Raw genomic sequence first — 13,457 nt, forward strand, 5'->3', positions numbered from 1 at the left:
TCATTTCCCTTTTTTTATAGTTTTATTTCTTTTTGAGTTTATCTTTAAAGACTTTCTCAAATTTTTCTATTTTCGGCTGAATTACCATTTTGCAATACGGCTGATTTTTATTGTTTGCATAATAATTCTGATGATAATCTTCGGCTTTATAAAACTTTTTAAAAGGTTCTACTTTTGTCACAATGGGGCTACTGTAAACTTTTGCTTTGTTGAGTTCGGCAATGATACTTTGAGCTGCTTTTCTTTGTTCGTCGTTTTTGTAAAAAATCACAGATCGATATTGTGTTCCAACATCTGCACCTTGTCTGTTTAAGGTTGTTGGATCGTGAACTGTAAAGAAGATCTTGAAAATATCATTAATATCGGTTACGTTTTTATCATAAGTAATCTGAACAACTTCAGCGTGACCTGTTTTTCCAGTGCAAACTTCTTCATAAGTAGGGTCGGCAACATTTCCTCCGGAGAAACCTGAAACAACAGATTTTACTCCGTCTAAATTTTCGTAAACTGCTTCAACGCACCAGTAACATCCGCCACCAAGTGTAATGGTTTCAAGGTTTGAAGGTTTTTTGTTTTGTGCAAATCCGTTTAGGGATAAAGCGAAAAGGCAAATTAAAATCGTATTTTTCATTTTCGTATTATTTGTTATCAGGGATAAAGTCAAGGACTATTGAGTTCATGCAATAGCGTTTTCCGGTTGGTTCAGGACCATCATCAAATAAGTGGCCTAAATGTCCGCCACAGCGTCCGCAGAGGGCTTCGGTTCTTTCCATTCCAAGTGAATTATCTTCTTTGTAAACTACACTCTTTTTATTGTCTTGTTCGAAAAAACTTGGCCACCCGCAGCTACTGGCAAATTTGGCTCCGGATCTAAAAAGTTTGTTTCCGCACGATGCACAATAGTAGGTTCCTTTTTCATCGGTGTTCCAATATTTTCCTGTAAAAGGTCTTTCTGTATCTGCCTCGCGCATGACTGCATAAACATCTTCCGGCAGCACTTTTTTCCACTCTGCATTGCTTATATGTAGCACAGTTGTATCAGTATTTGAATAATAGGGATTTCCGGGTTTATTGATTTTGTTTTCCATAACGACAGTTTTTGTGTTTTGCTTTTTTGTTGATTGACCGCATGCCTGCAAAATAAAAAGCGGAATTAAAAAGCAAAGGCTGAAAAATTGGGTTCTTGTTTTCATAATTTTTGTGAGGCTTTAATTTTGTAAATCAAAGGTACGACGAGAGTTAGTTTCGAAATGTCGTCTAATTTACAATTGAGTTTTTTTTAAGTATGTTTTAACTTTTTTTTATTTACGTAAAAGCAATGCATATAGTTTTTTAAGCTTAATTTTAAACGATTTTAAATAAATAGCTGTTTTTAAAGTTTTGAATATTAAAGACTTGTGAAAATGAAGGCTCGTTAAACTTTTCACAATCTTTTTCAGGATTTTCAAGCCATTTCTTTTTTCGTATTTTTGTTTTGTACAAAACGCCATATGATAGAAGAAAACGTAATATTAGTCAACCAAAATGATGAACAAATTGGCTTAATGCCAAAATTAGAAGCGCATGAAAAAGCACTTTTGCACCGTGCCTTTTCTGTTTTTATCTTAAATAGTAAAAACGAAGTAATGCTACAACAGCGTGCTCATCAAAAATACCATTCTCCTTTACTCTGGACAAACACCTGTTGCAGTCATCAGCGTGAAGGTGAAACCAATATCGAAGCAGGAAGCAGAAGATTGTTTGAAGAAATGGGTTTTAAAACGGAACTGAAAGAACTTTTCCATTTTATATATAAAGCTCCTTTCGATAATGGTTTAACAGAGCATGAGCTCGATCATGTTATGATTGGATACTTTAATGAAAGTCCTGCGATTAATCATGATGAAGTGGAAGATTGGAAATGGATGAAAATTGAAGATATTAAAGAAGATATTGAGAAGCAGCCCGAAATTTATACCGTTTGGTTCAAAATAATATTTGATGAATTTTATCATTATTTAGAAGACCATAAAATTTAACCAAGATTAACCAATAACCCAAATGAAAGTAACCATATCAAGAAAAGCACATTTTAATGCTGCACATCGATTGCACAGGAAAGATTGGACATTTGAGAAAAACAATGCTGTTTTTGGAAAATGTAATAATGCCAATTTTCATGGTCATAATTATGGTTTAACAGTTAGTGTTACAGGAAAAATTGACCCGGAAACTGGTTTTGTTTTAGATGTGAAAGTATTAGCGGATATTATACTGGAAGAAGTAGAAATTCCGTTTGATCACAAAAACCTGAATCTGGATGTTCCGGAATTTCAGGATTTGAATCCAACAGCTGAGAATATTGCCGTTGTGATATGGAATAAAATTAGAAAAAGAATTCAGCCCGATTTTGATTTAGAAATCGTTTTGAATGAAACGGACCGCAATTTTGTAACTTATAAAGGAGAATAATAAATGTCATTAAAAACAGGAGATATAGTTCCGAATTTTACTGCGAAAAATAGTCACGGAGAAGTTTTTGAAAGCCAAAGTTTTTTGGGTCGAAAGCCGCTTGTAATCTATTTTTATCCAAAAGATAATACTCCGGGGTGCACTACCGAAGCCTGCAGTTTTCGGGATCAATACGAAGATTTCAAGGATTTAGGTGCTGAGGTAATAGGGATTAGTAGTGATAGCGTAAAATCGCATCATAAATTTGCCAGGAAACATGAATTGCCTTTTATATTGTTATCAGATCCTGATAAAAGACTGAGACAACTTTTTGGAGTTCGAAATAATTTATTTGGTCTTTTACCAGGAAGAGTAACTTATATTATAGACAGAAATGGCGTTGTAATTTATATTTTTGATAGTATGAATGCAGCCAGACATATTGAGAAAGCCTTAGAAACAATTAGAGAATTAGTATTATAAATTAGAGAATTAGTATTAGTTCATTAACAATTTAATAAAGATATTAGCCAAAAAAAATGAAACCAAACTTATACCCTTTACAATTTGAACCCATTTTAAAAGACAGAATCTGGGGCGGAGAAAAATTAAAAACAATTCTGAATAAACCAATAGTTTCTAAATTACCGGTGAAAGCTGGGAGTTATCAACTGTTGAAGGCGACGTGAGTGTTGTTGCTAATGGAGTTTTAAAAGGAAAATCATTAATGGATCTTATTGATGAAACACCAAATGAAATTTTAGGAACAGCAGTTTACAAACGTTTCGGAAAACAATTTCCATTACTTTTTAAATATTTAGATGCGCGTGAAGATCTTTCGATTCAGGTTCATCCAAATGATAAATTAGCAAAAGAGCGTCATAATTCTTTTGGTAAAACAGAAATGTGGTACGTTATGCAAGCTGACGGCGATTCCAGAATTATTGTTGGTTTTAAGGAAGATTCAAGTAAAGAAGAATACTTAAAACACTTACATGATAATTCACTGGTTTCGATTTTAGATGATGTAAAAGCAAAAGCGGGAGATGTTTTCTTTTTAGAAACGGGAACGGTTCATGCAATTGGTGCCGGATTAGTTGTGGCCGAAATTCAACAAACTTCTGATATAACCTATCGTTTGTATGATTTCGATCGTGTAGATACTCAGGGAAATAAAAGAGAATTACATGTTGATTTGGCTCTTGATGCGATCAATTACAACAAAGTAGATACGCAGAAGAAATACGAAACAAAAGTTAATACTTCAAATACAGTTGTAGATTGCCCTTATTTCACGACCAATTTTATTCCGTTAGAAAATAAATTGGAAGTTTCTAAATCAGGCGAGTCATTTACAGTTTATATGTGTATTGAAGGAAGTTTCGAAATTGAATTTGATGGTTTCAAGCAGAGCTATATAAAAGGAGATACAGTTTTGGTTCCGGCTGAGATAAATGCATTTATTTTGAATGGAAAAGCTTCAATTTTAGAAATTTACATTTCATAGGGCTAAATCTAAAGATTATATGTACTTTTGCAGACGCAAATTAAAATTAAAATAAAAATGGCAAACGTTAAAAATTTAAAGAAAGACATCAACTTCGTATTAGGAGATATTATTGAGGCAATTTACTTATTTGAAATGTCTACAACAGGAAATCCTACTCCAGAAACGAATGCTTTGATCGATCAGGCTATTGCTGCTTTCGATACTTTGATCACTAAAGTGAATGCAAAGAACGTTGAAAACAAAAAGCGCATTTCAAACAAATCAATGTTGAATTGGAAGAAACTGCAAATCAATTGATTGCTAAAATCAACGAATTGTAAGCAAAAAAAAGTATAAAAAAGTGCAAATTTATTTTGGTAAAACGAAAAACCGCTTTATATTTGCACCCGTAATGAGTCGCCAGCGTAGCTCAGTTGGCTAGAGCAGCTGATTTGTAATCAGCAGGTCGTGGGTTCGAGTCCCTCCGCCGGCTCAACATAAAACCATCACTTTTAGTGGTGGTTTTTTATTTAGATTTAATTGCAAATTTATTTTGGTAAAACGAAAAACCGTTTTATATTTGCACCCGTAATGAGTCGCCAGCGTAGCTCAGTTGGCTAGAGCAGCTGATTTGTAATCAGCAGGTCGTGGGTTCGAGTCCCTCCGCCGGCTCAACATAAAACCATCACTTTTTTAGTGATGGTTTTTTTTTACTTCAAATTCTTGAGAAATTCCAAAATTAAAAATCCCAAATTCCAATCTTGACAGTATAATATCTGTACTTGGAATTTGGGATTTTAATTTTGAAATTTTCATCATAAAAAAAGTCCTGAATATTTCAGGACTTTTTTTATGATGAAATTATTTTTGCTCTTGCTTTTTAATATCAGCAACATATTTGGTTAATTTTTTTCCATAAAGTGATTGTGCTACTTTTGGAGTCATTGACTTTTGAATGGTATCAAGAAACTTAACGTTGATGTCGTAGATCTCAGCCAAAGCGATATAAGGCGCTATTTCGTAATCTTTATGGTTAATAGCAAAGTTTGTAGCGTATAAGTATTTTCTTTTGATGTTAGATTGTTGTTTTGCATCAAGACTGTCAATTGCTTTTTGATCTTGTCTTTTGATTGCCTTAAATCTGGGCTCTACCATCGCAAGATTTTCGTCATTAAAACGAGAATTGATCTTTTTGTATTCTTCGTATAATTCCTGATTTTTAGACCCTGTTATTTTAGCACCATAAATAAAATTATCTAAGTTAGTCTCGATATTAATGTTGCCAGGTTCTGCAAAGAATAGAATATTGTTATCCATTGAGTTTGTTACTCCACGATCAAGGAATAAATAAAGCATTTCTGGGGATTCTAATTTGATATCGCGCTCAAAAGCTGAATTTCCGTCGATTTTGATACTGTCTATTGCAACAAGCGAAGTGTCAACAATTCTTTGAATATATAAAGTTCCGTTTTTTAATCCTTTAATGTTTCCTGTGATGTGCAGGTTGTCAGCAGATTCTTTTTTACTACATGATGCTAATAGGGCAATTGCAACAAAAGCAATAATTGATTTTTTCATTGGTTTTTAGATTTTGGTGCAAAATAAAGAAAATAGTTTGAATGTAATGATTCGTACTTTAAATTTTCCTAAAAAATAAATCCCAATCTATTTCTAAATTGGGATTGCTGTATTTTTATAAAAATGAGAGATTTACATTGATAAGTTATAGCCAACTCCACTTTCGTGTGTGTAAGTGAAATTGCTATCACAATCATTGTTTCCATAGTCAATAACTCCTTTAAGGAATCCGCCTTCTACTTTTAATTTTCCTTTAGAAATATAAACACAAGAATATTTTTTAACCAATGTTTCCTGAACTGTTAACGTCAAGCTTGCACCTGCGTCTGTAGTTACAATATGATTTCCTTCAGTCATTTCATAAACATTGTCTTCTAAAACATAAGGAGTGTCAACACCAGCCGTTTGTTTTACAGTATGTGTTCCTGAATTGGTGTAAACTCTTCCCTGTAGATCAGTAAATTTTCCATTAGTCACTTTTCTTGTCCATTGCGGTACAGTAGCAACAGTAGTAGTGTTGGTGTATTCAATTGTTCCTTCCAATTTTATTCCGTTGATAGAATAGTCAATTCTTTCAATAGTTAATTTGCTACCGGTAGTGATAATTGGTCCTGAAAGTGTAATTTTTAATTTTCCTTTTCTTGTAAGTTGATTGTCTGCACAACCTGTTGTTCCATAATCAACTGTAAAAACTTTTGGATATGTAGTTCCTGTTACAGTAACTGTTGCGCAGACTCCAACTGGAGTTTCACTTTGTTTTGCTGTTGGGGAACTGTTTGTAACGCGTAAACCGGTATTAATGTCCATTTCGTTTGCTGCATCAATTGCAACTGAAGCTCCAACAGAAGTTGTGTCAGTTTGATTGGCAACATTGTCACTTGAGCATGAAGCATAAAATAATGCAGTTGTGCAAATACTTAGTAATAAAAAAGCTGTTTTTTTCATAGTAGTTGTTAGTTTAAGATTAGATTAAAAGGCTTTCAAATGTAGTAAAAAAAATGAATTCCAATAAAAAAATCCTGTGAGTCAGACCCACAGGATTTTAAAAATTATTTTTTTGAAAAAAAACTTTATTTAATCATTTCGAAACTTCTTTTTACAAAAGCCGTCAAAGCTTCACCTTTTAGTAGGTTTTGCGATAACTTCGCTAAGTCTAAAGCTTGTTTTACCAAGTGTTCCTGATGTGTTTTGTCCTCTGTATTTAAGATACTTGTTGCTAAATCAGAATTTGTATTTACAACTAAATTGTACATTTCCGGCATATTACCCATTCCGAACATTCCGCCGCCGCCTGACTGACTCATTTCTTTCATTCTACGCATAAATTCTGGTTGCGTGATAATGAATGGAGCAGCCTGACTATCCATAGCTTCCAATTGTACAGAATATGCTTTTGGAATGTAAGCTTCTAATGAAGTTTTTAATGTCTCTTTTTCTTCATCAGATAATTTAGAAATTGTGTTTTCGTCTTTTTTGATTAAGTTATCAATATGATCAGAATCTACACGAACGAAAGTTACCTCTTTATTATCGCCTTCAATTTTTTGAATCAAATGTGAGATAATCGGAGAATCTAAAAGTAAAACTTCGTATCCTTTTTCTTTTGCTGTTTCAATATAAGAGTGCTGTGCATCTTTATTTCCGGCATACAGCACTACCAATTTTCCGTCTTTATCTGTTTGGTTTTCTTTTAATTTTTCTTTTAATTCTTCAAGGGTAAAGTAAGTGTCATCTACAGTTGGATACAATACAAATGCACCTGCTTTTTCGTAGAATTTATCTTCAGAAAGCATTCCGTATTCTAGAACGATTTTAATGTCATTCCATTTTGCTTCAAAATCAGCACGATTTTCATTGAATAAAGCTTTTAGTTTATCGGCAACTTTACGAGTAATGTAGTTTGAGATTTTCTTCACTGCACCGTCCGCTTGTAAACCTGAACGAGAAACATTCAAAGGAATATCCGGAGAATCAATCACACCTTTTAACATAGTCAAGAATTCAGGTACAATTCCTTCTACATTATCCGTAACATAAACCTGGTTTTGGTACAATTGAATTTTATCTTTCTGAATTTGCATATCTGTACCCAATTTCGGGAAATACAAAATTCCGGTTAAGTTGAAAGGATAATCTACATTTAAATGAATGTTGAATAACGGCTCTTCAAATTGCATTGGATACAATTCTCTGTAGAAGTTTTTGTAATCTTCCTCAGATAATTCAGTTGGTTGTTTTGTCCATGCCGGGTTTGGATTGTTGATGATGTTGTCAATTTCAACAGTTTCATTAATGTAGTCTTCAGGAGCATCTTCCGGTTTTGGAAGTGTTTCTGTTTTTGTTCCGAATTTAATCGGAATAGGCATAAATTTGTTGTACTTGTTTAATAAACCAGCAATTTTTGAATCTTCTAAAAATTCAAGAGAATCTTCTGCAATGTGAAGAATGATTTCAGTACCACGTGAAGTTTTGTCAGCTGGCTCTAAAGTAAATTCAGGGCTACCGTCACAAGTCCAGTGCGCAGCTGGCTCCTCTTTGTATGATTTTGTAATGATTTCTACTTTTTCAGCAACCATAAAGGCTGAATAGAAACCAAGGCCAAAATGACCAATAATTCCAGAATCTTTAGCAGAATCTTTGTATTTATCAAGGAATTCTTCAGCTCCGGAAAAAGCAACCTGGTTGATGTATTTTTCTACTTCATCAGCAGTCATTCCCAGACCCTGGTCGATAATATGGATTTTTTTTCCTTCTTTATCAACTTTAATTTCGATAACCGGATTCCCGTATTCAACTTTAGCTTCGCCAATGCTAATAAGGTGTTTTAATTTTAAAGTAGCATCGGTTCCGTTTGAAACCAGCTCACGCAAGAAAATTTCGTGATCGCTGTATAAGAACTTTTTGATTAAGGGAAAGATGTTTTCTACTGAAACATTAATTTTACCTGTTGTCATATTTTTAATTTTTTAGTTTAATGTGATGATTCTCATTCCTTCAAATAGAATACCAATTGTTTTTGGGTGACAAAATGACCGAAGTGTTAATTTTGAAAGAAAATAATTAGATTTTGGAACTGTTAATATTTCAATGAATCGTATATTTGTGGTACACTAATTGCTAAAGGTGTAAGTATTAACTTAAAAAATGTACAAAATGAAGAAAATTCTTTTCATTTGCATGATCGCCACGATGGTATTCGCGTGTAAATCAGCTTCGTCTACAACAGCTTCAACAGAAGCACCAACGCTTTCGACTAAACTTGACAAATCGACTCAAGTAGCGCTTAAAGGAAACTGGATTCTTACCAATGTATCTTATCCAGGTTCAGATTATATTAAAGTAACATCATTTGATCTTGCTGATTCAAAATGTTTTATTGGCAGTACATGGAATTTTATTTCTAATAATAATAAAGGTACTATGACTTTAAACGCTCCAAGCTGTACAGCATTTACTTCTCCAATAGTATGGAGTATTAATAACCAGGGGCTTTTAGTACTTAAAATTGTTAATCCTGGAACAAAATCGAAAAACGTTAAGGAAGGTTATTTACTAAAAGTTGCAGGTGTAACTGACAACTCTTTTGAGTTAATAGACAACATTAATGTAGGTGGACAAACTAAAGATGTTACTTACCAATTTCAAAGAGCCAATTAATATTTAAAATATATACACATGAAAAAGATAACAGTTTTAGGGTTGAGTAGTCTACTTGTATTAGTTAGTTTTTTTGCAAGCTGCGATTCAGTTAAAAATGCAAATAACACACAAAAAGGAGCCGGAATCGGAGTAGTTGCCGGTGGTCTTATTGGTGGTATTTTAGGAAATAATTTAGGAAAAGGCGGAAACGCTGCTTTAGGTGCTGCAATTGGTGCTGCCGTTGGTGGTGGAACCGGAGCACTTATTGGAAACAAAATGGATAAACAAGCTCGTGAAATTGATCAGGCGCTTCCAGGTGCTGATGTTGAAAGAGTTGGTGAAGGAATTCACTTGACTTTGAACGAAAATGCAGTTCGTTTTGATACTAATAAATCAACTTTAACTCCAACAGCAAAAGCAAATTTAGATAAATTAGTTCCTGTATTTACTGATTATGGTGATACTGATATTCAAATTTTCGGTTACACAGATAATACTGGAAAACCAGAATATAATTTAACACTTTCAGGACAAAGAGCAGCATCTGTTCAAGCATATTTAGTTTCAAAAGGATTAAAATCAAGCCGTTTTAAAACTTCTGGTTTAGGAATTGCTGACCCTATTGCAACTAATGATTCTGCTGAAGGAAGAGCTCAAAACCGTCGTGTCGAATTTGCTATTACAGCAAATGACAAAATGGTAAATGATGCTAAATCTGAAGCTGGAAAATAGTTTCAATACAATAAAAAATTTTAAAAGCTGTTTCTTAATTGAAGCAGCTTTTTTTTTGACTTTAGGATTTAAACATTGTAAATTTGGACTTTCAAATACAACCCATGCTCGACATTCAGAATATTTCTTTCTCGTATACCGATAAACCCGTTATTAAAGACGTTTCTTTTACTATAAATAAAGGTGAAAACATTGCTATTATTGGCGAAAGTGGCTGCGGAAAAAGTACGCTTCTTAAATTAATGTACGGCTTATATGATTTAGATGAAGGCAAGATTTTTTATAACGAAAAACCAATTTTAGGTCCAAAATACAATTTGATTCCCGGAATGCCATACATGAAATACCTGGCTCAGGATTTTGATTTGTCTCCATTTGAAACAGTAGCTGAAAATGTTGGAAAGTTTCTTTCGAATGGTTTTGCCAATATGAAAAAACTCCGTGTGCAGGAATTATTGGAGATGGTAGAAATGGAGCAGTTTTCTAATGTAAAAGCTAAATTTCTAAGTGGAGGACAACAACAACGTGTAGCTTTGGTAAGGGTTTTGGCTTTAGAACCGGAAGTGATTTTGCTTGACGAACCTTTTAGCCAAATTGATGCTTTCCGTAAAAATGCCTTACGCCGAAATTTGTTCCGATATTTAAAGCAAAAGGGAATTACTTGTATTATTGCAACTCATGATAGTACAGATGCATTATCGTTTGCTGATGAAGCAATTGTAATGAGAAATGGCGAAATTATCGTAAAAGATAATCCAACAAAGATTTACGAAGATCCTGAAACTAAATATGTCGCTTCGTTGTTTGGTGAAGTAAATGAAATACCAACTCATTTATTGCTTGATTATGAAGATGAAACTCATAAGACATTGGTTTATCCGCATCAGCTTAAAATGCTTACGGAATCTAAATTACCGGTAAAAATCAGAAGAACTTATTTTAGGGGGAATCATTATCTGATCGAAACGGTTTATAAAAGGCAATTGATCTTTTTTGAAAGCGAAATTGATCTGCCTTTAGAACAGGAAATTTGTTTAGGATTAAATTACCTGTAATCAGAAGATGAGAAAATGTGCCAATTTGATAATTTACTGACTTTTAAAAATAGTAAACCCGACAAGTTTTAGAAACCTGTCGGGTTTGTTTTTATAATACTTTATTGATTACCTAGTTTTTCAAGTACTTCTCTAAAAACTGATCTTGTTCCCAAAGTAGATGTAAAATGTTTTCTTTGGCAACATAACTATGCGCTTCTTTAGGTAAAATTACTATTCTTGCATTAGCTCCTAAACCTTTTAAGGCCTGGAAATAGCGCTCTGTTTGCAAAGTAAAAGTTCCTGGATTATTATCCGCTTCACCGTGAACCAATAAAATTGGAGTTTTCATTTTGTCAGCATTCATAAAAGGTGACATTGTATTGTAAACTTCAGGAACTTCCCAGTAATTACGTTGTTCTGTTTGGAAACCGAAAGGCGTCAATGTTCTGTTATAAGCGCCACTTCTCGCAATTCCACACGCAAACAGATTAGAATGTGATAATAAATTTGCAGTCATAAAAGCACCGTATGAATGACCACCAACTGCCACTTTTTTACGATTAATATATCCTAAAGCATCAACGGCATCAATTGCAGCGGCTGCATTATCGACCAATTGAGAAATGAAATTGTCATTTGGCTCTGTTGTTCCTTCTCCAATAATAGGAAAAGCGGCATCGTCTAAAACTACATATCCTTTAGTTACCCAATAAACGAAAGATCCGTAATAAGGAAAAGTAAATTCATTTGAGTTTTGAGTTGATTGTCCAGCACTGTTTTTGTCTTTATATTCTGCCGGATAAGCCCAGATTAATAATGGCAATTTCTCTTTTTTTATTTTGTCATAACCTGCAGGCAAATATAAAGTCCCGGATAATTCAACGCCGTCTTTACGTTTGTATTTGATTACTTCTTTGCTAACATTTTTAATGCTTTCAAACGGATTTTTGAAAGTGGTTATGGGTGTCAGGCTGTTTTGTTTTTTAATATTTCTGAAATAGTAATTCGGATACTCATTCTTTGATTGAATCTGAACTAAAACTTTACCTGATTTAAAATCTTCAATTTCTAATAAATCTTCTTTTTTATCTTTATAAGGTGAAGTATAAATACGTTTTGACTGATATGTTTTTAAATTGAATTGATCAATAAAAGGAAATTGACCTTCTTTGGTATAACCATCTCCAATACGATAGGCATTGTCATTTTCGATTGCTAAAACATATTTATTGTATTCGTTTTTCTTAGTTTCAAAAATACCAGGATCTGAATATACATCCTGAGAATTTCTGTCTGTAATTACTTTTGCCTGTTGCGAAGGATTTGACGGATTTATTATATATGTTTTGGTGTTACGAGTGTCGTACCATTGATCAGAAACAATTGAGATATTGTCATTCCCCCAAATAATATCACTAAAACGTTGAGGTGTTTTCACTAAAGAAGTTGCATCGTTTGTAAAGGGAGCATCCCAAAGAAAAACCTCATCTCTGAAATCAACTTTATTAGCAGGATCTCCTTCGTCTAAAGCTACAGCATAATATAAAGTTGCCGGCTTGTCTGTTCTCCACGCCATTTCTCTTTTTCCTTTTCTAACCGCCATGAAACCTTTAGGAATCACCTCGTTTAACGGAACTTCGTTTACCGTTTTGATTTCTTTTCCTCTTGCATCATAAACGATGGTTTTAGAAGGGAATCTGTACAAGGGAACCACATATGAAAATGGTTTCTGAATCGTAGTTAGCATAACATAATTTCCATAAGGAGAAATTTTTTCACCGAAATACATAGCTGCATCTTTAAATAAGCTTGCAGTTCCATTTAGATTTACTTTGTATAATTCAGATGTGGTAATGTTCTCAAAGTTGATCTCATCATTCTGATTTTTTAGCATATCAGGATAAGTTCTATTTTGAGATTTTGTTCCTGATGTGTTTGAGATAATCGGTCCGGTTGGCAAATCTTTATTGGAATCTAATAATGGTTTTCTGTTTTTGGGAAGCATTTTTACCAAAATAGTTTCATTGTCTAAAAACCAACTAAACGGACTTCCTAAATTGGCGTTTACAGTTGCTTCTGTAAGTTTTGTGGCTTGTGCTGATGCAACATCCAAAACCCAAAGTTCAACACCAGAAGCTGTAGTGTGAGAGAATGCTATTTTTTTGTCATTTGGAGACCAAAGAATATTGCTTATTTTAGGATTGTCTGGTAATCCGGCAACTTGTATCTCTTCTTTACCGTTTACTTTTCTAACTTTTAAATTATTCAGATACGTTACCGTGCTCGAAATATTAGTTATCGGATTAATTCTCAAACCTCCCAAACGAAGCTCTTCCTGATTTAAGTCATCCAGTGTTTTGTATGTGTTTCTATACATGAACAACATGTATTCTTTTTTTGTATCCATAGATACTGTCGGAGCCCTTTCATAATCGGCCAAATCTAAGATAGATTTAGAGGGTTTTTGATAGGTTAAATTTTCTTGTGCAAAAGCAAAAAAGCCAATGTTTAAGAATAATAATAGCGTAACCTTTAATTTCATAATTGGAATT

At 33.5% G+C, this 13,457-nt stretch carries 12 protein-coding genes, 2 tRNA genes and 2 pseudogenes; 10 read left to right on the forward strand and 6 right to left on the reverse strand.

The annotated features are described in order from the left end of the window. Nucleotides 1–22 precede the first annotated feature (22 nt). Together msrA and msrB are read right to left on the reverse strand one after the other, a co-directional pair. Entirely contained in the window at nt 23–631 is a 609-nt protein-coding gene (msrA, locus tag IHE43_RS06365; protein WP_192187172.1) for a peptide-methionine (S)-S-oxide reductase MsrA, read from the reverse strand. Between the two features lie 7 nt (nt 632–638). Then, complete coding sequence (gene msrB / locus IHE43_RS06370; protein WP_192187173.1) at nt 639–1,193, reverse strand: peptide-methionine (R)-S-oxide reductase MsrB; 555 nt, start codon at nt 1,191–1,193, stop codon at nt 639–641. A gap of 297 nt (nt 1,194–1,490) precedes the next feature. Here msrB and idi point away from each other — a divergent pair, with 297 nt between their 5' ends. From idi to IHE43_RS06405, 7 genes and pseudogenes are all read left to right on the forward strand, one after another. Further along, on the forward strand, nt 1,491–2,018 hold the full coding sequence (gene idi / locus IHE43_RS06375; protein ID WP_192187174.1) for an isopentenyl-diphosphate Delta-isomerase: 528 nt from the start codon (nt 1,491–1,493) through the stop codon (nt 2,016–2,018). 22 nt (nt 2,019–2,040) lie between these two features. Next, nucleotides 2,041–2,451, forward strand: coding sequence for a 6-carboxytetrahydropterin synthase (locus IHE43_RS06380; RefSeq protein ID WP_192187175.1), 411 nt, complete (start codon nt 2,041–2,043; stop codon nt 2,449–2,451). A 3-nt stretch (nt 2,452–2,454) separates the two neighbouring features. Beyond that, entirely contained in the window at nt 2,455–2,913 is a 459-nt protein-coding gene (locus IHE43_RS06385; protein ID WP_192187176.1) for a peroxiredoxin, read from the forward strand. 56 nt (nt 2,914–2,969) lie between these two features. Beyond that, nucleotides 2,970–3,937, forward strand: a pseudogene (locus IHE43_RS06390) (type I phosphomannose isomerase catalytic subunit). A gap of 57 nt (nt 3,938–3,994) precedes the next feature. After that, nucleotides 3,995–4,260, forward strand: a pseudogene (locus IHE43_RS06395) (hypothetical protein). Nucleotides 4,261–4,338: 78 nt separating this feature from the next. Beyond that, a tRNA-Thr gene (locus tag IHE43_RS06400) sits at nt 4,339–4,412 on the forward strand. A gap of 105 nt (nt 4,413–4,517) precedes the next feature. Continuing rightward, nucleotides 4,518–4,591, forward strand: a tRNA-Thr gene (locus IHE43_RS06405). 189 nt (nt 4,592–4,780) lie between these two features. Here IHE43_RS06405 and IHE43_RS06410 read toward each other — a convergent pair. The 3 genes from IHE43_RS06410 to htpG form a co-directional block, all read right to left on the reverse strand. Continuing rightward, the gene (locus IHE43_RS06410; RefSeq protein WP_192187177.1) at nt 4,781–5,497 is read right to left on the reverse strand and encodes a DUF4369 domain-containing protein; all 717 of its coding nucleotides are present in this window, start codon (nt 5,495–5,497) and stop codon (nt 4,781–4,783) included. Nucleotides 5,498–5,629: 132 nt separating this feature from the next. Beyond that, the gene (locus IHE43_RS06415; RefSeq protein ID WP_192187178.1) at nt 5,630–6,442 is read right to left on the reverse strand and encodes a hypothetical protein; all 813 of its coding nucleotides are present in this window, start codon (nt 6,440–6,442) and stop codon (nt 5,630–5,632) included. 125 nt (nt 6,443–6,567) lie between these two features. After that, nucleotides 6,568–8,451 carry a molecular chaperone HtpG gene (gene htpG / locus IHE43_RS06420; RefSeq protein ID WP_192187179.1) on the reverse strand — a complete coding sequence of 628 codons (1,884 nt, stop codon included), beginning with the start codon at nt 8,449–8,451 and terminating at the stop codon, nt 6,568–6,570. Nucleotides 8,452–8,650: 199 nt separating this feature from the next. On the opposite strand from htpG, the gene IHE43_RS06425 reads away from it, so the two are divergent. The 3 genes from IHE43_RS06425 (at nt 8,651) to IHE43_RS06435 (ending at nt 10,923) form a co-directional block, all read left to right on the forward strand. Next, nucleotides 8,651–9,154 carry a lipocalin family protein gene (locus IHE43_RS06425; protein WP_192187180.1) on the forward strand — a complete coding sequence of 168 codons (504 nt, stop codon included), beginning with the start codon at nt 8,651–8,653 and terminating at the stop codon, nt 9,152–9,154. A gap of 18 nt (nt 9,155–9,172) precedes the next feature. Further along, nucleotides 9,173–9,868 carry an OmpA family protein gene (locus IHE43_RS06430; protein WP_192187181.1) on the forward strand — a complete coding sequence of 232 codons (696 nt, stop codon included), beginning with the start codon at nt 9,173–9,175 and terminating at the stop codon, nt 9,866–9,868. A 104-nt stretch (nt 9,869–9,972) separates the two neighbouring features. Next, nucleotides 9,973–10,923: an ABC transporter ATP-binding protein gene (locus IHE43_RS06435; RefSeq protein WP_192188171.1), complete on the forward strand. Its 951-nt coding sequence runs from the start codon at nt 9,973–9,975 to the stop codon at nt 10,921–10,923. 112 nt (nt 10,924–11,035) lie between these two features. Here IHE43_RS06435 and IHE43_RS06440 read toward each other — a convergent pair whose 3' ends face one another. Then, nucleotides 11,036–13,447 carry a prolyl oligopeptidase family serine peptidase gene (locus IHE43_RS06440; RefSeq protein ID WP_192187182.1) on the reverse strand — a complete coding sequence of 804 codons (2,412 nt, stop codon included), beginning with the start codon at nt 13,445–13,447 and terminating at the stop codon, nt 11,036–11,038. Nucleotides 13,448–13,457: the final 10 nt, after the last annotated feature.

This window comes from Flavobacterium sp. MDT1-60, assembly GCF_014844035.1.
GTDB lineage: Bacteria > Bacteroidota > Bacteroidia > Flavobacteriales > Flavobacteriaceae > Flavobacterium.